Here is a 20922-nt window from a genome sequence, read left to right on the forward strand (position 1 = left end):
TCAGGCCAGCCTCGAGCGCACCGACTCGGCCGCGCCGGCCAGCGCCGCGGGCAGCGCCGAGGCGTCGGCCCCGCCGCCCTGCGCGACGTCGTCGCGACCGCCGCCGCGACCGCCGAGGGCGGCCGCGAGGTCGCGCACCAGGTCGCCGGCCTTGAGGCCGCGCCCGCGCGCCGCCTCAGAGGTCGCGACCACGACGGCGGGCCGCCCCTTGGCGACGGCGCCCACCACCACGACGGCCGCGCCGCCGAGCCGCTCACGCAGGTCGAGGGCGAGCGTGCGTGCGTCGTCCCCGCCTGCGACCTCGCCCGCGTCGTGCGCGAGGACGCGCACGCCGTCGACGTCCTGCGCCTGCGCGACGAGCGCCCCCGCCTTCGCGAGGAGCTGGGACTGGCGCAGCGCGGCGAGCTCGCGCTCGGCGTCCTTGAGCCGGCCGAGCAGGCCGGAGATCCGCTCGGGCAGTTCCTCGCTGCGCACGCCGACGAGCTGGGAGAGCTGGGAGACCAGGACCTGCTCGCGCGCGTGGAAGCGCTGGGCCGCGTCACCGACGAGGGCCTCGACCCGGCGCACGCCGGAGCCGATCGAGGACTCCCCGAGCAGGGTGACGGGGCCGAGGTGCCCGGTGGAGCGCACGTGGGTCCCGGCGCACAGCTCGCGTGACCAGTCGCCGCCGATCTCCACGACCCGCACCCGGTTGCCGTACTTCTCCCCGAAGAGCGCCATCGCGCCGAGTGCACGCGCGTCGTCCAGCGCCATCGTGCGGTCGGTGACCTCGAGGTCCTCCGCCGCGCGTGAGTTCACGCGCTCGGCGATCTCGGGCAGCGCGGAGGCGGGCGGCTGGCTGCCGGCCCGAAAATCGAACCGCAGCCGGTGCGGCGCGTTCTCGGAGCCGGCCTGGGTGGCCGACTCCCCCAGCGTCTCCCGCAGCGCCTTGTGCACGAGGTGCGTGGCGGTGTGGGCACGCGCGATCGCGTGCCGGCGCTCGGTGTCGATGCTCGCCACGCCGCCGTCGCCGAGCGTCGCCTGACCCTCGACGAGGCGTCCGCGGTGCACGGAGAAGCCCTTGATCGGGGCCTGCACGTCGTCGACCTCGATCACGCCACCGCCGTCGAGCACGATCTGGCCCTGGTCGGCGAGCTGGCCGCCGGCCTCGGCGTAGAAGGGCGTGCGGTCCAGCACGACCTCGACGTCCGCGGGCGCGGACACGGTGGGCACCGGGGCACCGCCGCTGAGCAGACCCACCACGGACACCCGTGCGGTCGCGTCGGTGTAGCCGAGGAACTGCACGGGCTGAGCGAGGTCGCCCGCCATCGCGGTGTAGATCGACGTGTCGACGTGGCCGGTCTTCTTCGCGAGCGCGTCCGCGCGGGCGCGCTGGCGCTGCTCGGTCATGAGCCGGCGGAAGGTCTCGGTGTCGATCGAGAGGCCCTGCTCGGACGCCATCTCGACCGTGAGGTCGATCGGGAAGCCGTAGGTGTCGTGCAGCTTGAACGCGTCCTCGCCGGTGATCGCCGTGCCGCCGGACTGCCGCACGCGGCGCACCGCGGTGTCGAGGATCGTCGTGCCGGACTCCAGGGTGCGTCGGAACGCGTCCTCCTCGTCGTAGACGATGCCCGAGATGCGCGCGAAGTCGGCCTCGAGCTCGGGGTAGGAGGCTTTCATCGCGTCCTTGGACACCGGCAGGAGCTCCGGCAGCGCCGGGTCGGTCACGCCGAGCAGACGCATGGCCCGCACGGACCGGCGCAGGAGACGGCGCAGCACGTAGCCGCGGCCCTCGTTGGCGGGCCGGACGCCGTCGCCCACGAGCATCAGCGCCGAGCGGACGTGGTCGGCCACGACGCGCATCCGCACGTCGTCCTCGGGCTCGCTCACGCCGTCGCCGCCCCCGTAGGTGCGGCCCGAGAGCTCCTGGACGCGCTGGATGACGGGGAATACCTCGTCGATCTCGTACATGTTCGCCTTGCCCTGCTTGAGGAAGGCGATGCGCTCCAGGCCCGCGCCGGTGTCGATGGCCTTGGAGTCCAGCTCCTTGAGCAGCGGGTAGCTCTTGCCGGTGCCCTCTCCGCGCAGGAACTGGTCGAAGACGAGGTTCCAGATCTCGAGGTAGCGGTCACCGCCCGGGTCGACCGTCCCGCCGACCGCCTCGGGGCCGAACTCGGGCCCGCGGTCGTAGTGGAACTCCGCGCACGGGCCCGCCGGGCCGGGCTGGCCCGTGTCCCAGAAGTTCTCCTCGCGCGGCAGGCGCACGATCTGGTCGGGGTTGACGCCCACGTTCGTGAGGGCCGAGAGCGCGACGTCGTCCTGGTCCCAGATGGTCACCCACAGCCGTGAGCCGTCGAAGCCGAACCGGCCCCTCTCCGGGTCACCGGTGAGGAGCTCCCACGCGTAGGCGATTGCCCCGTCCTTGAAGTAGTCGCCGAACGAGAAGTTGCCGAGCATCTGGAAGAACGTGCCGTGCCGCGTGGTGCGCCCGACGTTCTCGATGTCGTTGGTCCGGATGCACTTCTGGGCGCTCGCCACCCGCGGCCACGGTGCGGGCTCGGTCCCCACGATGTAAGGGATGAACGGGACCATGCCGGCGATCGTGAAGAGGATCGAGGGGTCCGGGGAGATGAGGGACGTGCTCGGGACGATCGTGTGGTCCTGCTCCTCGAAGAAGTCGAGGTAGCGGCGGCGGATCTGAGCGGTGCGCATCGTGGGTCCTCGTGGGTCCTCGTGGAGCCGCAGGCGGCGGCGGTGGGTGCGGGGTGAGCAGCCGGGTGGGTGCTGGGGCGAGCGGGTCGGCCAGCGAGCCGGCCGGAGGTGGATGCTACGGGTGGGCTCCGGTCGCCGGCGGGCACGAGCTCCCGGTCCTGCGGGCCGGTGCGTTCGGCGACGACCGTCGGCTAGAAGTCCTCGTCGTCGACGTCCCACGCGTCCGCGGCGCGGGGCCGCGTCCGGGCGGCGCGGTGCGTGCGTGACTCGGCGACCGCGTCGGGCGGCGGCAGGAGGTCGGCGGCCAGGCGCGCCTCCTGCTCGCGCATCGCCTCGGCGACCTCGCCCGCGGCGACGCGCAGCTCGGTGACACCGCGCGTGACGGCGTCGGCGAGGCCGCGCGGCGTGAGGGTGCGGGCGACCGAGTCGGCCGCCGAGCGGGCGCGGCCCACCTGGTACACGACGGCGACGGCGACCGCGGCCCCGAGGCCGGCCCAGACCAGGCGGCGCATCAGGACCGCCCCCGACGGCGCGCGACGACGCTGCGCACCGCGAAGGAGAACGCCGCGACCCGGATCATCGGGCGGGCGAGGGTGGCCGACACGAGCGTGGTGAGGGCCGAGACGTTGGTGCCGATCTCGGCGGCCGACGTGGTCACGGTGTCGACCTTGCCGAGCTGGGCGTTGGCGCCCCGCACGGTCTCGGCGGCCTCGTCGATCACGGGCAGCGTGTGCTCTGTGAACCGGGTGACGCTGGTCCGGGTCTCGTCGAGCACGGCGCCGAGCCGCAGCAGCGGGACGGCAAGCACCACCACGAGCGCGACGAACGCGAGCGCGGCGAGCAGGCCGGCGATGTCACCGAGCGATACGGACACGAGTGCACCCTTCCGTGGAGTCGGAGCCGGGAGGTGGCGGATCCTCGGACGAGACTACCCAGACGCGCGTGTGCCCCGGCACGAGCCGGGGCACACGCGGTGGGTCGAGTCGACGCGACGGACTCGGACGGTCGCGGATCAGCGGGCGTAGAGCTCGACGATCAGTTGGACGTCGGCCTGCACGGGGACCTCGGCGCGCTTCGGCTCGCGCACCAGGGAGGCGCGGAGCTTCTCGAGCTGGACGTCGAGGTAGCCCGGCACCTGGGGCAGCACGTCGCGGTGCGCACCGGCGGCGGCGATCTGGAACGGGGTGGTGGCCTGGCTCTTGGGCTTGACCTGGATGGTTTGGCCCGGCTTCACGCGGAAGGACGGGCGGTCCACGATCGCGCCGTCCACGAGGATGTGGCGGTGCACCACGACCTGGCGGGCCTGGGCGATCGTGCGGGCGAAGCCGGAGCGCAGCACGAGCGCGTCGAGACGCATCTCGAGCAGCTCGACGAAGCGGTCACCGGTCAGACCCGGGTGACGACGCGCCTCGTCGAACGTGCGGCGGAACTGGGCCTCGCGGATGCCGTACTGCGCGCGCAGACGCTGCTTCTCCTTGAGACGCACCGCGTAGTCGGACTCCTGCCGCTTGCGCGCACGACCGTGCTCACCGGGTGGGTAGGGACGCTTCTCGAAGGCGCGAGCGGCCTTCGGCGTGAGGGCGATGCCCAGGGCGCGCGAGAGGCGCACCTGGTTGCGGGCGCGGCTGGAAGCCATGCTGTTCTCGTTCCTGTCTCGATGTCACTCCCGGCGCGGCGTGTCCGTCCGGGGGTGGGGCCGACCTTCGGTGCTCCGGCGAGCCGGTGCGGTGGCTAGGACCCCAGGGCCGTGCTGTCCGATCGCGACCGGGTGGTCGTGGGCGGGCGCAAGGCAACTGAAGGATCCTACCGCATCGCCTCGTGCTGCTGCGCGTCGGAGATCCCGCGTGTGACGCTCGGCGCGGCAGAGCGAGCCCGTCCGCGCCCAGCGTCACACCGGCGAGCCCTGCCGCGCCCAGCGTCACACCGGCGAGCCCTGCCGCGCCCAGCGTCACACCGGCGAGCCCTGCCGCGCCCAGCGTCACACCGGCGAGCCCTGCCGCGCCCAGCGTCACACCGGCGAGCCCTGCCGCGCCCAGCGTCACACCGGCGAGCCCTGCCGCGCCCAGCGTCACACCGGCCGGCCCTGCCGCGCCCAGCGTCACACCGGCCGGTCCGGCCGCGCCCAGCGTCACACCGGGGGCGAAACAGGCCCGACGGAGTCGAGGATCTCCCGGATCCGCTCGAGCCGCTTGGCCACCTGCGCCTCGTTGCCGCGCCCGGTCGGCGCGTAGTACCGAGCACCCTCGAGCCCCTCGGGCAGGTAGCGCTGGGCGGCGACGGCGTGCGGTGCGTCGTGCGCGTAGGCATAGCCCTGGCCGTGGCCCAGCCGCTCGGCGCCCGCGTAGTGCGCGTCCCGCAGGTGGCTGGGTACGGACCCGGCACGACCCGCGCGCACGTCGGCCAGCGCCGCGTCGATCGCGGCGTAGGACGCGTTCGACTTCGGCGCGGTCGCGATGTGCACCACGGCCTGCGCGAGCACGATCCGCGCCTCGGGCATGCCGATGAAGCTCACGGCCTGGAACGCGGCGACGGCGGTGGACAGCGCGGTGGGGTCGGCCATCCCGACCTCCTCGCTCGCCGCGATGACGATGCGCCGCGCCACGAACCGGGGGTCCTCCCCCGCCGCGAGCATCCGGGCGAGGTAGTGCAGCGCCGCGTCGACGTCGCTGCCGCGCATCGACTTGATGAACGCGCTCGCGACGTCGTAGTGCTGGTCCCCGTCGCGGTCGTAGCGCACGGCCGCCACGTCGACGGCGCGCTCCACGGTGGCGAGGTCGATCGCGACCGGGGGCTCGCCGTCGGGCGCCCCCGCCGCGTCCTCGCCGGCTGCCGCGTCGCCGGCTGCGGCCTCGTCGCCGGCCGTCGCCGCGGCCGCCTCGAGCACGGTGAGCGCCTTGCGCGCGTCGCCGCCGACGAGGCGCACGAGGTGCGCGACGGCGTCGTCGTCGATCGTGAACCGGCCGGCCAGGCCGCGCGGGTCGGCGACGGCGCGGAGCACGAGGGCCGCGACGTCGTCGGGCTCGAGCGGTCGAAGCGTGAGCAGCAGCGAGCGGGAAAGCAGCGGCGAGATGACCGAGAACGACGGGTTCTCGGTGGTCGCCGCGACGAGCGTGACGTAGCGGTTCTCGACGCTCGGCAGCAGCGCGTCCTGCTGCGTCTTGGAGAAGCGGTGCACCTCGTCGACGAACAGCACGGTCTCCTCGCCGCCGCCCGCGAGGCGGCGCCGGGCGTCCTCGATGACGACGCGCAGGTCGCGCACCCCGGCGGTGACCGCGGACAGCTCGACGAACCGACGTCCCTGCGCGGAGGCCACGAGGTAGCCGATGGTCGTCTTCCCGGTGCCTGGCGGGCCCCAGAGCACGACGGACGACGGCGGCACCGCACCCGGGCGGGCGGGATCGACCAGGCGGCGCAACGGCGAGCCGGGCTGGAGCAGGTGGTCCTGGCCGACGACCTCCTCGAGCCGGGCCGGGCGCATCCGCACCGCGAGGGGCGCGTCGGCGCGCACGGCCGGCGTGCCGTCGTCGGCGCGCGAGGCCGCCTCGAACAGATCCACCCCGGAAGCCTACGGCGGTGCGGCGAGGGCACCGGCGCTCCCCGCAGCGCGCGCAGCCCGTGGGAGAGTTGACCCCGTGTTCGTCCGCCTCGGCCACCTCGTCACGCGCCGCCCGCTGTGGGTCCTGGTCGTCTGGGTGCTCGTCGCGGGCATCGCCGCAGGCGCCGCCATGACCGGGCTCGGCGGCACGCCGCTGTTCAAGAAGCTCGAGACGGGCGAGCCGACCGTCCCCGGCAGCCAGTCCGAGCAGGTCTCGCAGCTGCTGCAGGAGTCCGCCTCGGGCGCGACGACGACGCTCATGGTCGACGGCGTGGACCTCACCGACGCCGACGCGGTCGCCGCCACCGACGCGATCCTCGACGACGCCCGCGCGGACCTCACCGCGATCGACGGCGTCGCGGAGGAGGCCGACCCCTACCAGCACCCGCTCGGTCCCACGGCGCCCGAGGTCGCGGCCCTCGTGTCCGAGGACGGCGAGGCCTTCCTCGTCACCGTGACGCTCGAGAACGACCTGTCCGACGCGCGGGAGAAGGCGGTCAGCCTCGAGGTGGAGGACGGGCTCGTCGCGCTCGGCCAGGAGCTCGTCGACGCGGACCTGGCCACGGACGCCGACGTGACGTCCGGCGCGATCCTCGTCCGCGAGTTCAACCACCAGATGGAACGGGACCTCGTCCGCGGCGAGCTCGTCGCGCTGCCCATCTCGCTGCTCGTCATGATCATCGTGTTCGGCGGGGCGCTCGCCGCCGGCATGCCGATCGTCGGTGCTCTCGCGTCGATCGCGGGCGGCCTCGGCAGCATCTGGGCGCTGTCGTACGTGATGGACCTGGACTCGGTCGTCATCAACGTCGTCACGCTGCTCGGGCTCGGCCTGTCGATCGACTACGGCCTGCTGATGGTGTCGCGGTTCCGGGAGGAGCTGAAGCACCTCGTCGACGAGATGGAGCTCGCGATCACGGCGGGGATCGCCGTCGGGAAGCGCCGCCGCGGCGGCCGCCGGCGCGACCCGCTGGTGGTGCGCGCCGTCGAGCGGACCGTGGCGACCGCCGGCCGCACGGTGCTCTACTCGGCGCTGACGATCGCGATCTGCGTCGGCGCGCTCACCGCGATGTCGCCGTCGCTGCTCAAGGGCCTCGGCGTGGCGGGCGGCATCGTCGTGGTCATCGCGCTGCTCACGGCGATCACGCTCGTGCCGGCGCTGCTCACGCTCAGCGGACGGCGCTTCCTGCGCCCCTCGGTGCTGGCCCGGGTGCCGCTGGTGCGGCGCGTCGTCGGGCGCCTGGGCGACGTCGCCCCCGAGCACGGCGTGTTCTCCCGGCTCACCACATGGGTGCAGCGCCGGCCGTGGCTCGTGCTGCTCACGTGCCTCGCGCTGCTGCTCGTCGCGGCGTCGCCGCTGGCGCACCTGCACCTGCGCAACTCCGGCATCGACGCGCTGCCGGAGTCCTCGGCGGCGCGCGGCGCGTACGACGCGGTCGCCGAGCGCTTCCCCGCCACCTCCGCCGCCGACATCTGGGTGGTGCCCGACGCCATGTCCCCCGCCGAGGACGACGTCGCCGCGATCGCGGCGGACCTCGCGGACGTGCCGGGCGTCGCCTCGGTCGACGCGGCCGCCCCGGTCGGCGCCGACGGCGAGCACGTGCTCCTCGGCGTGCGCCTGGACGACTCGATCGAGCCGGACAGCGCCGACGCCGTCACGGTGGTCCACGACATTCGCGCCCTCGACACCCCCGAGCCGCTGCTGGTCGGTGGTCAGGCCGCGGGCCAGGCCGACTTCACCGCGGCCCTGCTCGAGGGCCTGCCCCTCGCCGGCGGCATGGTGGTGCTCGCGACCTTCGTGCTGCTCTTCCTCATGACCGGGTCGGTCCTCGTGCCGATCAAGGCGCTGCTCACGAACGCCGTGTCGATCTGCGCCTCGCTCGGGATCACGACGTGGGTGTTCCAGGACGGCCACGGTGCAGGACTGCTGGGGTTCACCCCGTCGGGCGGGCTGGAGAGCTACGTCGTGGCGATCGTCATCGCGTTCGGCTTCGGCCTCGCGATGGACTACGAGGTCTTCCTCATCTCCCGGATCAAGGAGCTCTACGACCACGGCGCGACCAACGACGACGCCGTGCGGCTCGGTCTGCAGCGCTCGGGCCGGATCATCACCTCGGCCGCGCTCGTCATCATCGTCGTGTTCGCCGGGTTCGCCTCGGGCGACCTGCTGCCGATCAAGGAGGCCGGGTTCGCGCTTGCCGTGGCCGTCGCGCTCGACGCCACGCTCGTGCGGATGCTGCTCGTGCCCGCGACGATGACCGTGCTCGGCGACCTCAACTGGTGGGCGCCGCGGTGGCTGCGCCCGATCGCCGCCCGGTTCGCGATCGAGCACTGAGCCGCGCCGGCCGCGCCCCGATGCTGCCCGCGCCCGGCCGTCAGCGCAGCGGCCGCGTCACGCCCTGGGGCCCGTAGGAGGCCATGCGCGCCTGCGTGACGAAGCCGAGCCGCTCGTACAGACGCCGGGCGCCCGCGTTGTCCGCGTACATCCCGAGCGAGACCCAGTCGGCGCCGGCATCCAGGCCGGCGGCCGTGGCCGCCGCGGTGAGCGCCGCGCCCAGGCCACGCCGACGTGCCTGCGGCAGCACCGCGAGCCCGTGCAGGTGCCAGGAGAACGGCTCGCCGTCCGCGGGCTCGACGGTCGGCTCCTCGGCGGACGCCTCGTGCGACACCGAGTCCGGCGCCGAGCCCGGCGCCGTGCCCCACGTCGAGCCCACCCGGTCCGCTCCACGACCCCCGAGCTCGTCCTCGCCGAGCCCACCCTGGGCGATCCGGGCACCGATCACGCCGACGAGGGCCTCGCCGTCGTACGCGCCGAACCACGCGACCTCGCCGGCGGCGGACGGATCCGCCGTCGAGATGGGGTTCGCGGCTGTCAGCACCGCGCGGATCGCATCCTGGTCCGCCAGGCGATCGAGGAGCCGCACGGTGCCGGCGTCGTGGCCACGTTCCCCGGGCCGCTCCGTCGTGGCGAGCCAGTCCCAGCGCGAGAACGCCGCGAGCCCGAGCGCGTCCAGCACCCAGGCGGGCACGGCGACGGAGGCCGGGGCCGACAGCCACATCGCCCCCCGTGCCTCGGACCGGTAGCGCAGCCGCGCCTCGGCGTCGAGCAGATCCAGCACGCCCGCGTCCGGGCCGAGCGCGAACAGCACGTCGCCCTGCGCGCCGGGTCGCACGAGCAGGACCGCGTCAGCGGTGCGCTCGACGCGCGCGGCCGACCACTCCCCGCGCTCGGCGAGCAGCAGGGGGTGGTCGACGAGCGGGTCGGGCAGCGCGAGCCTCACGCCCGCGCCGAGGTGACGGAGGGCGCTGCCGGTGCCTCGCCGTCGGGCGTCGCGGCGGCGTCCCCGGCGGCCGTCTCGGCCGTCTCAGCCGGACCGGCCTTCGCCTTCGGCGGCGCCGCGTCGACGCCGGCCTCCTTGCGCTGCTGCGCCGTGATCGGCGCGGGCGCGCCGGTCAGCGGGTCGTATCCGCCGCCGGACTTCGGGAAGGCGATGACGTCGCGGATCGAGTCGGTGCCCGCGAGGAGGCCGACGATGCGGTCCCAGCCGAACGCGATCCCGCCGTGCGGGGGCGCGCCGAACGAGAACGCCTCGAGCAGGAAGCCGAACTTCTCCTGCGCCTGCTCGGGGTCGATGCCCATGACGGCGAACACGCGCTCCTGCACGTCCCGCTGGTGGATACGGATCGAGCCGCCGCCGATCTCGTTGCCGTTGCACACGATGTCGTAGGCGTAGGCGAGGGCGGCGCCCGGGTCGTTCTCGAACGTGTCGATCCAGTCCGGGGTCGGCGACGTGAACGCGTGGTGCACCGCGGTCCAGGCACCGGCGCCGACCGCGACGTCGTCGTCCTCGCCCACGGGCTTGAACAGCGGCGCGTCGACGACCCACACGAACGACCAGGCGTCCTCGTCGATGAGGCCGCCGCGGCGGCCGATCTCCAGGCGCGCCGCGCCCAGCAGCGCACGCGACGCGGTCGCGGCGCCGGCCGCGAAGAAGATCGCGTCGCCCGGGCCCGCGCCCGTGGCCTGCGCCAGGCCGGCACGCTCGTCGTCGGTGAGGTTCTTCGCGACGGGCCCGCCGAGCGTGCCGTCCTCGCCGACCGTCACGTGGGCCAGGCCCTTGGCGCCGCGCTGCTTGGCCCACTCCTGCCACGCGTCGAAGCCGCGGCGCGGCGTCGCGGCGCCGCCGGGCTGCACCACGGCGCCGACGTACGGCGCCTGGAACACGCGGAACGGGGTCTGCGCGAAGTACGCCGTGAGGTCGACGAGCTCGAGCCCGAACCGCAGGTCGGGCTTGTCGGTGCCGTAGTGCGCCATCGCGTCCGCGTAGGTCATCCGCCGGATCGGGGTGGGCACCTCGACGTCGACGAGGCGCCAGATCTCCACCAGCAGCTTCTCGGTGAGCGCGATGACGTCGTCCTGGTCCACGAACGACGCCTCGACGTCGAGCTGGGTGAACTCCGGCTGGCGGTCGGCCCGGAAGTCCTCGTCCCGGTAGCACCGGGCGATCTGGTAGTAGCGCTCCATGCCCGCGACCATGAGCAGCTGCTTGAACAGCTGCGGGCTCTGCGGCAGCGCGTACCAGGACCCCGGCGACAGGCGCGCGGGCACCACGAAGTCGCGCGCGCCCTCGGGCGTGGACCGCGTGAGGGTGGGCGTCTCGATTTCGACGAAGCCCTCGCCGTCGAGCACGCGACGCGCGACCTGGGAGACCTTCGCGCGCAGGCGGAGCGCGCGGGCGGGCGCCGGGCGGCGCAGGTCGAGGTAGCGGTACTTCAGACGCGCCTCCTCACCGATCGCGGCGTGCTCGGTCGCGTCCAGCGCGGTGGAGACCTGGAAGGGCAGCGGCGCAGCCTGGTTGAGCACGACGACGTCGCTCGCCACCACCTCGATCTCACCGGTGGGGAGGTTCGGGTTCTCGTTGCCCGCGGGTCGGCGCGTCACCTCACCGGTGACCTGGAGGACCCACTCGGCGCGCAGCGGGTGCGCGACCTCCTCGTCCCGCACGACGACCTGGGCGATGCCGGAGGCGTCGCGCAGGTCCAGGAACGCCACGCCGCCGTGATCCCGACGGCGATCCACCCAGCCCGTGAGGGTGACGGTGGTCCCGATGTCGGTGGCGCGCAGGTCGCCTGCGGTGTGGGTGCGGAGCACGAGGAGGTTCCTTCCGGGTGTCTCGGCCCGCAGCGCGCGAGCCGACGTTCGATGGTAGTCGCGCTCAGGCGCTCCAGTCCGCGATCCGGTCGCACGCCCGCGCGACCACCTCGGCGCCGGGCGAGAACGACAGCCGCACGTGCGAGCTCCCCGCCACCGGGTCGAAGTCCGTCCCGGGCGCCAGCGCCACCCCCGTGGCCTCGAGCAGGCGGGCGCAGTACGTGCGCGAGTCCAGCCCGCTGCCCGACACGTCCGCCCACAGGTAGAAGGCGCCGTCCGGCGGGGCGACGTCGCGCCAGCCCAGCGCCGGCGCACGGGCCACGACCGCGTCGCGTGCGACGTGCAGCGCGTCCCGCCGCGCGTCGCACTCGGCGTAGCTCGCCGGCGTGAAGGCCCGCAGGGCCGCGACCTGCGCGAGCGACGGCGCGCACAGCTGCAGGTTGCCCGCCAGCGCCTCCCCGGCGGCACGCAGGGCACGCGGCAGCACGATCCAGCCCAGCCGCCACGCCGTCATCCCCCAGTACTTGGAGAACGACCCCACCGTCAGCGCCTCGCCCGTGTGCCCAAGGGCGGCCTCGCCGCGCGAGCCGGTGTAGGTGAGCCCGTGGTAGATCTCGTCGCTCACGAGGACGACGCCGTGCTCCGCGCACCAGAGCGCCAGCGCCGCCATGCCGTCGGCGTCGACCATCGTGCCGGTGGGGTTCGCGGGGCTCGCGAGCACGACGCCGGCGAGGGGCCGGCGCGCGTGCTGCTCCACGAGGGCCGCCACGGTGAGCCGGTACCCGCGCGCTGCACCCGCGTCGACGTCGACCACCTCGCAGCCCAGCGCGGCCAGGAGGTTGCGGTAGGCGGGGTAGCCCGGCGCCGGGACGGCCACCCGATCGCCGTGGTCGAACGCGGCGAGCGCCGCCACCTGGAACGCCGAGGACGCGCCCGTTGTCACGACGACGTCGGCGGGGTCAACCGCGACGCCGTACCACCGGTCGTAGTGACCCGCGATCTCCTCGCGCACCGCGGGCAGGCCCGAGGGCTGCGTGTAGGCGTGCGCGATCCCCGCGGTGTCGGCCAGCGCACGCTCGGCCGCGGCGCGCACGTCGGCGGGCGCTCCCCCGCTCGGCTCCCCCACGCACAGCAGGTACGACTCGAGCCCCTCGGCGCGGCGCCGCATGGCCTCGGCCACGACGTCCATCACCTCGAACGGCGCGACGGCGGAGCGACGGGACGGCGACACCCCGGCATTCTGGCACTCGCACTCGCACTCGCACTCGCGCCGGCTTGGGCACGGCCACGGTTGCCGCGGCGGCTGCGGGCGCGGGTGAGCCAGGTCACCGGGGGCGTCCTCGCCCGCGCGGACCCCGTCCGGTAGGCTGTGGGAGTTCCTGGAGTGCGAATCCGCCACAGGGCCCCATCACAAGCTCCCGCAGAGCGCTGCAGCACGACCAGGCAGCGGACGGGACCACGCGCGTCGCAGAGTGCGACGGCAGGACGACGGGCCGGGCGCGGACGTGCGGCATGCGACCCGTCGCGCGTCGACCTCTCCCCCCGTTCGACACGTTGGGATATCCCTGCCATGCCAGACCTTGCTGACACCCCTGCCCGCACGCCCGCCGACACCTCGTCCGAGGCCGAGACGTCCGTCGAGACCGGCCCCACCTTCGCCGGCCTCGGCCTGCCAGCCGACATCATGGCGGCGGTCGACGCCCTCGGTTTCACCACCCCGACCCCGATCCAGTCCCGCGCGATCCCGGCGCTGCTCGCCCGCCGCGACATCGTCGGCGTCGCCCAGACCGGGACGGGCAAGACCGCCGCGTTCGGCCTGCCGATGCTCGCCGCCGTCGACGGCTCCTCGCGCGAGACGCAGGCGCTCGTGCTCACCCCGACCCGCGAGCTCGCGATCCAGGTGGCCGACGCCATCTCGTCCTTCCTGCCCGCCGGCTCGCGCGCCACGGTCCTGCCGATCTACGGCGGCGCGAGCTTCGTGCCCCAGCTGCGGGGCCTCGAGCGCGGCGCCCAGGTCGTCGTCGGCACGCCCGGCCGCGTCATGGACATGATCGAGCGCCGCGCGCTCAACCTGTCCACGCTGCGCTTCGTGGTCCTCGACGAGGCCGACGAGATGCTGCGGATGGGCTTCGCCGAGGACGTCGAGACGATCCTCGCGGGCACGCCCAAGAGCAAGCAGGTCGCCCTGTTCTCCGCGACGATGCCCGCCGCGATCCGCGCGGTGGCCAACACGCACCTGAGCAACCCGGTCGAGATCTCGATCGCGCGTCAGTCCACGCCGATCGGCTCGGTCGAGCAGCGCTACGCCGTGGTGCCCTTCCGCAACAAGACCGAGGCCGTCGCGCGCGTGCTCGCGACGAGCGACGCCGAGGCCGCGATCGTCTTCGTCCGCACCCGGGAGACGGCCGAGGAGGTCGGGGCCGCGCTGAGCGCCATGGGCGTCAACGCCGCGTCGATCTCGGGCGACGTCGCCCAGCGCGACCGCGAGAAGATCGTGGACCGCCTGCGCGCCGGCACGCTCGACGTGCTCGTCGCCACCGACGTCGCGGCCCGCGGGCTCGATGTCGAGCGCATCGGCCTCGTCGTCAACTTCGACGTCCCGCGCGAGGTCGAGACGTACGTGCACCGCATCGGGCGGACCGGCCGCGCCGGCCGCACGGGCGTGGCGCTCACGTTCCTCACGCCGAAGGAGAAGCCCCGCCTGCGCACGATCGAGCGCGTGACGGGCTCCACCCTCGTCGAGACCCGGCTGCCCTCGCGCGCCGACGTCTTCACCCACCGCCTCGGCGCGGCGCTCGGCTCCGCGCAGGCCCGGATCGGCGCGAGCCCGCTCGCGACCACCCGCGCCCAGCTCGTGGCGCACTGCGAGGAGACCGGGACCGACATCCTCGACGTCGCCGCCGCGCTCCTCGCGCTCGCCGTGGGCGACGACGGCGTGACGCCCGAGGTTCCCGACGAGGTCGCGCTCCGCGACGACCGCCGCTCCTACGGCGAGCGCGAGGAGCGGGGCGACCGTGACGGTCGCGGCCGTGAGCGCTCGGGCCGTCGCGACTCGCGTGAGTCGGGCGGCAACCGCTACCGCATCTCGGTCGGCCACCGCGACGGCGTGACGCCCCAGGGCATCGTCGGCGCGATCACCGGCGAGGGCGGCCTGCGCGGCGCCGAGATCGGCAAGATCGACATCTTCGGGTCCTTCTCCATCGTCGAGATCCCGCTCGGGATCGACGCCGAGGCGGAGCGCCGGATCAGCGCGGCCAAGGTGGCCGGGCGTCAGCTGCGGATCAAGGCGGACTCCGGTCCGCCCTCGCGCGGCGGCCGTGAGGCCGGCCCGCGCGACCGCGACGACCGTCCGCGCCGCCCGCGCACCTTCGCGCACTGATCAGCACGCACTGATCGGCGCACACCGACCACGCGGCGCGGGTGGGTGGCTCGTCCACCCGCGGCCGTCGGTCACCCGGTGCGCACGCTCCACCTGCACGACGGCGAGAGGCCGGTCCCGTTCGGGACCGGCCTCTCGCGCGTGGTGCGCCGGCCGGGGTGGTCCCGGCTACTCCGGGACGACCGCGACCACGCGCGGCCAGAGGTCCTCGGCCGGCGGGGTCCACGTCGCAGGGTCGGCGGCCACCTGCTCGCCCGAGCGGATGTCCTTGACCTCGCCGTGCGGCGCCGGATCGCTGCCCGACTCGTCCGAGCCCGGGAACCACACGAACGGGATGCCGCGGCGGTCGGCGTAGCGGATCTGCTTGCCGAACTTGGTCGCCGTCGGGGCGACGTCGGTCGGGACGCCGCGCGAGCGCAACGTCGCCGCGATCGCGTCCGACGCCGCACGCCGGTCCTCGTCCACGACGGCGACGAGCACCGCCGTCGGTACGCTGCGGGTCGCGCGGACCAAGTCGGCGGAGAACAGCCGCGAGAGCAGCCGGGACACGCCGATCGAGATCCCGACGCCGGGGAAGGTGCGCTTCCCGTCCGTCGCGAGGGAGTCGTAGCGCCCGCCGGAGCAGATCGAGCCGAGGTTCTCGTGCCCGAGCAGGACGGTCTCGTAGACCGACCCCGTGTAGTAGTCGAGGCCGCGGGCCACCGAGAGGTCGGCGGCCACGACCCCGGGGGCGCGCCGCTCGGCGGCCCCGAGCAGCGCGGACAGCTCGTCCAGCCCGGTCGCGAGCAGCGCACGCGCCGGGTCGTCGGCGGTGACGGCGGCGTACCGGTCGGCCAGGTCGCGCACCTGATCCACCACCGTGGCGTCGCCGCCGAGGCGGGACAGGGCCAGGCACGCCTCGACCTGCGCCTCGCTCGCCCCGACCTCCTCGCGCAGGAGGCGAGCGACGCCGTCGGGCCCGATCTTGGCGAGCTTGTCGACGACGCGAAGCACCTCCTCCGTGCGGTCGAGGCCGATCGCGGCGTAGAACCCCTCGACCACCCTGCGGTTGTTGACGAGCATGCGCACCGGCGGCAGGCCGAGCGCCCCGAGAGCGGTGAGCGCCTCGGCGGCGACGAGCGCGACGTCCACCTCGAGGTGGAAGGGGAGCTCACCGTCGCCGACCACGTCGATGTCGGCCTGCCAGAACTCGCGGAACCGGCCGTCCTGGGGTCGCTCGCCGCGCCAGACCGGCTGGATCTGGTAGCGCTTGAAGGGGAACGTGAGGCGACCGGCGTGCTCCACGACGTAGCGCGCGAACGGGACGGTGAGGTCGAAGTGCAGGCCGAGGCGGTCGGCCTCGTCCGCGGGGGCCTCGCCCTCGTCGGCCTGCAGGCGCGAGAGCACGTAGACCTCCTTCGACGTCTCGCCCTTGCGCAGGAGCTCGCCGAGCGGCTCGACGGCGCGGGTCTGGACCGAGGCGAACCCGTGCAGCTCGAAGGTCCGCGCGATGACGTCGAGCACGCGCTGCTCGACGATGCGCTCGTCGGGGAGCCACTCGGGGAAGCCGGACAGGGATGCACGTGCCATGCCTCGATCCTTCCAGGTCCCTCGGATCGACCGAGCCAGTCGCCGAGCGGGGCGCCGAGCCGGTCGTCGAGCGGGGCGCCGCGCGGTCCGGCAGAGGGTGGCGCCGACCTAGACTTGCCGACGGCCGCGGCACGCGTGGCGGCGGCGACGCACAGAGCATCGGCGGGGACGGCGGGAGGCCGCAGTGGTCAGCAGGCAGCAGCGCGACGCGGAGCGGCGACGCGCAGCGAAGGCGCAGGCGCGCTACGAGCGGGCCGCGAAGCTGCGTCGGGAGCGACGGATCGTGGCGATCTGCCTCGTGGCAGGTCTCCTCGTGCTCGCGGGCGTGGTCGCGGCGGTCACGCTGGGCGACGTCGGCGACGACCCGGCCGTCGACCCCACGGCCACGGTCGGCGCGACCGCGACCGCGACCGCGACCGCGACCGCCGAGGCGACGGCGGGCGCGACCGAGGCGGGCGCGTCACCGTCGATCGACCCGAACGCCCTGCCGACCACGGTGCCGCGCACCTACGACGCACCCCCGCCCGCCACCGACTCGCTCGGCACGACGTGGACGGCCACGGTCACGACGAACCTCGGCGACATCGTGCTCGAGCTCGACGGCGCGGCCGCCCCGCAGGCGGTGGCGTCCTTCCTCATGCTCGCGAGCGACGGCTTCTACGACGGCACGGCGTGCCACCGCCTCCTCCCGGACGCGCTGCTGCAGTGCGGGGACCCGACGGCGAGCGGCACCGGCGGTCCCGGCTACAGCTTCGGGCCGATCGAGAACTCGCCGAGCGACCAGACCTACCCGGCCGGCACGGTCGCCATGGCGCGGCAGCCCGGTATCGCCGACAGCCAGGGCAGCCAGTTCTTCCTCGTGTTCGAGGACACCACGCTCCCGGACGACGCTGCCGGGGGGTACACGGTGTTCGGTACCGTGACCCAGGGACTGGACATCCTTCAGTCCGTAGGCGCAGCAGGCACCACCACCGGTGCCTCGGACGGACCGCCGGCGACGGCGGTCATCATCGAGAAGGTGACCATCTCGTGACCACCACCCCAGACCCGCTCGAGACGACCCCCGAGCCGCAGGACGCCCTCCAGGAGGGGCCCGTCGGCGAGCTCGACCCGGCCGTCGACCAGTCTGCCGAGCCGGCAGTCGGCCAGACGGTCGACCAGACGGTCGACGACGCACCCGCGCTGGAGCAGGAGCCCGACGCCGCGGTCGAGACCGCCGCCGACCCCGAGCCCGCGGTCGCCGCCGACCCCGAGCCCGAGGTGGCGGTCGACCCCGAGCCCGAGGTGGCGGTCGAGCCGGACGTCCCTGTCGAGGCCGAGATCTCGGTCCAGGCTCCTGAGGCGGACGAGCCCGACGTCGCGTCGGACCCGGACGCGGCTGCGGAGCCGGAGCCCGCGGTCGAGGCCGACGTGGCCACGGACCCCGACGCCTCCGACGAGCCCGCCGGCCAGGAGGCCGTGAGCGAGGCCGAGCCTGAGGCCGCCACCGAGTCGGTCGCCGCGCCGGAGCCCGAGACGCCGGCAGCCGAGGCGACTCCCGAGCCCGCTCCCACGCCCGCCCCAGCGCCGCGCCCGCGCCCCACGCCTGGCCCCCGGCCGGGCCCGCGCCCCGGTCCGCGCCCCGGTGGCGGCGGAGCTCGCCCCGCACCGCGCCCGGGAGCCGCCCCTGCCACACCGGCCGCGGCACCCGCCCCGATCCCCGCACCCCTGGACGAGGCGGCGGCGACCGCCGCGGCCGAGTTCGGCGTCGTGGCCGAGGACGGCACGGTGTCGGTGCGCGACGGCGATACGGTCCGCGTCGTCGGCCAGGTCCCGGGTGGCGCGCCCGAGGAGGCTCTCAGCCTCTACGTCCGCCGGTACCTCGACCTCGCCGCACAGGTCCAGCTGCTCGAGACCCGTCTGCCGGGCCTGCCCGCCAAGGACGCGACCTCGACCATCGCCTCGCTCCAGGAGCAGCTCACCGAGCCCGCTGCGGTCGGCGACCTGCCCGCACTGCGCACCCGGTTGTCGGCCGCGGCCGTCCGCGCGCAGGAGATCGCCGCGGCGGCGCAGGCCGAGCGCGAGCAGAGCCGGGCGCGCGCCGTCGAGGAGCGCACCGCCATCGTCGAGCAGGTCGAGGCGCTCGCGGCGACCGACCCGGAGCGCGTGCAGTGGCGCGACGCGACGGCGAAGGTCGCAGCCCTCCTGGAGGAGTGGAAGACGGCGCAGCGCAGCGGCGTGCGCATCGACCGCCCCACCGAGGACGCCCTCTGGAAGCGGTTCTCGCACGCGCGCACCGTCTTCGACAAGGCGCGCCGCTCGCACTTCGCGACGCTGGACAAGCGCAACGCCGAGGCCCGCAGCGTCAAGGAGGCGCTCGTCGCGCGGGCGGAGGGGCTGCAGGACTCCACCGACTGGGGCGCCACCGGCGGGGAGTTCCGCGACCTCATGGACTCCTGGCGGGTCGCTCCCCGCGGCTCCCGGAAGGACGACGACGCCCTCTGGGCGCGCTTCAAGGCCGCGCAGGACCACTTCTTCGGCGCCCGCACGGCGGCGAATGAGGCCGTGGACGCGGAGTTCGAGGCGAACCTCCAGGTCAAGCTCGAGCTGCTCACGCGTGCGGAAGCCCTGCTTCCGGTCAAGGACCTCGCGTCGACCAAGCGCGAGCTGCGCGCGATACAGGACGCCTGGGACGAGGCCGGCAAGGTGCCCCGCAAGGACATCAGCCGGGTCGAGGCGCGGCTGCGCGCCGTCGAGCAGGCGGTGCGCGACGCCGAGCAGGCCGACCTGCGCCGCAGCGACCCCGAGCTCAAGGCCCGCGTCGAGGGCGCGACCGCCCAGCTGGTCGACGCCATCAACGCCCTCGAGGCCGACCTCGCGGCCGCCGAGGCCAAGGGCGACGCCCGCGCGGTGGAGAGCGCGCGGACCGCGCTGGCCGCTCGGCGGCAGTGGCTCGACGCCGTGCAGCGTTCGCAGCGCTGACGCCCGACGGCGAACGGGCGCTCGGTCCGCCCGCTCGCCGCGTCCGATGGTCACCTCGGGGCGCCTGGATCACTCCAGGCGCCCCGTCGGCGGTCCCGGGTGGGTTGCGGAGCCGCCACGTCCACCCCACACGCGGCAGACCTCACCCCGCCGCGCCCCACGTGGCCACCGCCGCCGCCACGTCCACCCCACACGCGGCAGACCTCACCCCGCCGCGCCCCACGTGGCCACCGCCGCCGCCACGTCCACCCCACACGCGGCAGACCTCACCCCACCGCGCCCCACGTGGCCACCGCCACCGCCACGTCCACCCCACACGCGGCAGACCTCGGGACTGCTGCACGGATGGGTGACACCTGATGTGTGGTGCCGTGGGGTGCCACTGGAAGGATGTCGATCGTGCCCAGACCTCATCCGAAGGAGTTCCGCGACGATGTCGTGGCCGTGGCTCGCCGCGGGGATGCTCCGATCGCACAGATCGCGAAGGACTTCGGGATCTCCGAGTCGTGCCTACGAAACTGGCTGCAGCAGGCCGACGTGGAGGACGGCGCCCGGCCGGGGGTGACGAAGTTGGAGTCGGTGGAACTGCGGGACCTGAAGCGTCGCAACCGGCTGCTGGAGCAGGAGAACGAGGTCCTGCGCCGCGCTGCGGCGTACTTCGCTCAGGCTCATCTGCCGGGAAAATGATGTACCCGCTGGTCCGTGACCTTGCCGCTGACGGGATTCCCGTCACGGTGACCTGCCGGGTGCTGAATCTCACCAGAGCCGCCTACTACCGGTGGCTGGCCGATCCCGTGACCGCTCGGGACCTGCACCAGGCCTACCTCGCGAATGCCCTGTTCGACGCCCACCGCGATGACCCGGAGTTCGGGCACCGGCTCCTGGCCGACGAGGCGGCCCTGGCGGGTGAGAAGGCCTGCGACCGCACGGTGTGGCGACGCTGCTCGGAGAACGGCTGGTGGAGCGTGTTCGGCAAGAAGCGCGCCAGGAACGGGAAGAAGCCCGGACCGCCCGCGCACGAGGACCGGGTACAGCGCAACTTCTCCGCCGAGACGCTTAACGAGCTGTGGCTCACCGACATCACCGAGCACCACACGAGCGAGGGCAAGCTCTACCTGTGCGCGATCAAGGACGTCTGCTCGGGCCGGATCGTGGGCTACTCCATGGACGAGCGCATGAAAGCCCGTCTGGCCGTGGACGCCCTGGCCTGCGCGCTCGCCCGACGCGGACCCGGTGAGGTCACTGGCTGCATCGTGCACAGCGATCGAGGTAGTCAGTTCCGATCCAGGAAGTTCCTACGCGCTCTGGCCGAGCACGACCTGCTCGGCTCGATGGGCCAGGTCGCCTCCGCCGGCGACAACGCCGCGATGGAGTCCTTCTTCAGCCTGCTGCAGAAGAACGTCCTGGACCGCCGCCGATGGGCCACCCGCGAGGAGCTCCGGCTGGCCATCATCACCTGGATCGAGCGCACCTACCACCGGCGTCGACGCCAACCCCGACTCGGCCGATTGACCCCGATCGAGTACGAGACCATCATCACCACCCAGGCAGCACTCGCCGCCTGACCCACCCTGTCAC

General features: G+C 74.3%; 14 protein-coding genes. 5 read left to right on the forward strand and 9 right to left on the reverse strand.

The features are described from left to right. The 5 genes from alaS to AC3AQ1_RS01090 form a co-directional block, all read right to left on the reverse strand. Complete coding sequence (alaS, locus tag AC3AQ1_RS01070; protein ID WP_108717474.1) at window positions 1-2691, reverse strand: alanine--tRNA ligase; 2691 nt, start codon at window positions 2689-2691, stop codon at window positions 1-3. 191 nt (window positions 2692-2882) lie between these two features. Continuing rightward, window positions 2883-3203 (reverse strand): hypothetical protein, encoded by a 321-nt coding sequence (locus tag AC3AQ1_RS01075; RefSeq protein ID WP_108717475.1) that lies wholly within the window; start codon window positions 3201-3203, stop codon window positions 2883-2885. Next, the gene (locus AC3AQ1_RS01080; RefSeq protein ID WP_108717476.1) at window positions 3203-3565 is read right to left on the reverse strand and encodes a DUF948 domain-containing protein; all 363 of its coding nucleotides are present in this window, start codon (window positions 3563-3565) and stop codon (window positions 3203-3205) included. The genes AC3AQ1_RS01075 and AC3AQ1_RS01080 overlap by 1 nt, the downstream gene beginning before the upstream one ends. A 138-nt stretch (window positions 3566-3703) precedes the next feature. Next, window positions 3704-4327, reverse strand: coding sequence for a 30S ribosomal protein S4 (rpsD, locus tag AC3AQ1_RS01085; RefSeq protein WP_108717477.1), 624 nt, complete (start codon window positions 4325-4327; stop codon window positions 3704-3706). A 492-nt stretch (window positions 4328-4819) separates the two neighbouring features. After that, on the reverse strand, window positions 4820-6247 hold the full coding sequence (locus AC3AQ1_RS01090; RefSeq protein ID WP_108717478.1) for a replication-associated recombination protein A: 1428 nt from the start codon (window positions 6245-6247) through the stop codon (window positions 4820-4822). A gap of 76 nt (window positions 6248-6323) precedes the next feature. Between AC3AQ1_RS01090 and AC3AQ1_RS01095 the strand changes: the two genes are divergently transcribed. Further along, a complete protein-coding gene (locus tag AC3AQ1_RS01095) occupies window positions 6324-8618 on the forward strand; it encodes an MMPL family transporter (RefSeq protein WP_108717479.1) in 2295 nt (764 codons plus the stop codon). A 40-nt stretch (window positions 8619-8658) separates the two neighbouring features. Here the strand turns inward: AC3AQ1_RS01095 and AC3AQ1_RS01100 are convergent, their stop codons facing one another. The 3 genes from AC3AQ1_RS01100 to AC3AQ1_RS01110 all read right to left on the reverse strand — a co-directional run bounded on the left by AC3AQ1_RS01100 (window position 8659) and on the right by AC3AQ1_RS01110 (window position 12666). After that, the gene (locus AC3AQ1_RS01100) at window positions 8659-9564 is read right to left on the reverse strand and encodes a GNAT family N-acetyltransferase (RefSeq protein WP_159096325.1); all 906 of its coding nucleotides are present in this window, start codon (window positions 9562-9564) and stop codon (window positions 8659-8661) included. Then, window positions 9561-11435, reverse strand: a complete 1875-nt coding sequence (gene aspS / locus AC3AQ1_RS01105; RefSeq protein WP_108717480.1) for an aspartate--tRNA ligase — start codon at window positions 11433-11435, stop codon at window positions 9561-9563. The genes AC3AQ1_RS01100 and aspS overlap by 4 nt, the downstream gene beginning before the upstream one ends. A 64-nt stretch (window positions 11436-11499) precedes the next feature. Continuing rightward, entirely contained in the window at window positions 11500-12666 is a 1167-nt protein-coding gene (locus AC3AQ1_RS01110) for a pyridoxal phosphate-dependent aminotransferase (protein WP_108717481.1), read from the reverse strand. Window positions 12667-13005: 339 nt separating this feature from the next. Here AC3AQ1_RS01110 and AC3AQ1_RS01115 point away from each other — a divergent pair, with 339 nt between their 5' ends. After that, window positions 13006-14814, forward strand: coding sequence for a DEAD/DEAH box helicase (locus tag AC3AQ1_RS01115; RefSeq protein ID WP_108717482.1), 1809 nt, complete (start codon window positions 13006-13008; stop codon window positions 14812-14814). Window positions 14815-14982: 168 nt separating this feature from the next. On the opposite strand, the gene hisS is transcribed toward AC3AQ1_RS01115, so the two are convergent. Next, complete coding sequence (gene hisS, locus AC3AQ1_RS01120) at window positions 14983-16383, reverse strand: histidine--tRNA ligase (protein ID WP_108717483.1); 1401 nt, start codon at window positions 16381-16383, stop codon at window positions 14983-14985. A 184-nt stretch (window positions 16384-16567) separates the two neighbouring features. On the opposite strand from hisS, the gene AC3AQ1_RS01125 reads away from it, so the two are divergent. From AC3AQ1_RS01125 to AC3AQ1_RS01135, 3 genes are all read left to right on the forward strand, one after another. Then, window positions 16568-17416: a peptidylprolyl isomerase gene (locus AC3AQ1_RS01125; RefSeq protein WP_108717484.1), complete on the forward strand. Its 849-nt coding sequence runs from the start codon at window positions 16568-16570 to the stop codon at window positions 17414-17416. Beyond that, entirely contained in the window at window positions 17413-19344 is a 1932-nt protein-coding gene (locus tag AC3AQ1_RS01130) for a DUF349 domain-containing protein (RefSeq protein WP_234417636.1), read from the forward strand. The genes AC3AQ1_RS01125 and AC3AQ1_RS01130 overlap by 4 nt, the downstream gene beginning before the upstream one ends. 399 nt (window positions 19345-19743) lie before the next feature. Then, window positions 19744-20909 (forward strand): IS3 family transposase gene (locus tag AC3AQ1_RS01135; RefSeq protein WP_199916562.1). Its coding sequence is split into 2 segments (ribosomal slippage): window positions 19744-20022 and window positions 20025-20909, totalling 1164 coding nucleotides; the frame shifts between segments, so codons are not numbered across the junction. The last annotated feature ends 13 nt before the right edge of the window (window positions 20910-20922 follow it).

Source organism: Miniimonas sp. S16 (assembly GCF_057748195.1).

Bases quoted from the DNA above. Each gene is read 5' to 3' on its own strand.
- alaS (WP_108717474.1), bottom strand. From the start codon at position 2,691: ATGCGCACCGCTCAGATCCGCCGCCGCTACCTCGACTTCTTCGAGGAG.
- AC3AQ1_RS01075 (WP_108717475.1), bottom strand. From the start codon at position 3,203: ATGCGCCGCCTGGTCTGGGCCGGCCTCGGGGCCGCGGTCGCCGTCGCC.
- rpsD (WP_108717477.1), bottom strand. From the start codon at position 4,327: ATGGCTTCCAGCCGCGCCCGCAACCAGGTGCGCCTCTCGCGCGCCCTG.
- AC3AQ1_RS01115 (WP_108717482.1), top strand. From the start codon at position 13,006: ATGCCAGACCTTGCTGACACCCCTGCCCGCACGCCCGCCGACACCTCG.
- hisS (WP_108717483.1), bottom strand. From the start codon at position 16,383: ATGGCACGTGCATCCCTGTCCGGCTTCCCCGAGTGGCTCCCCGACGAG.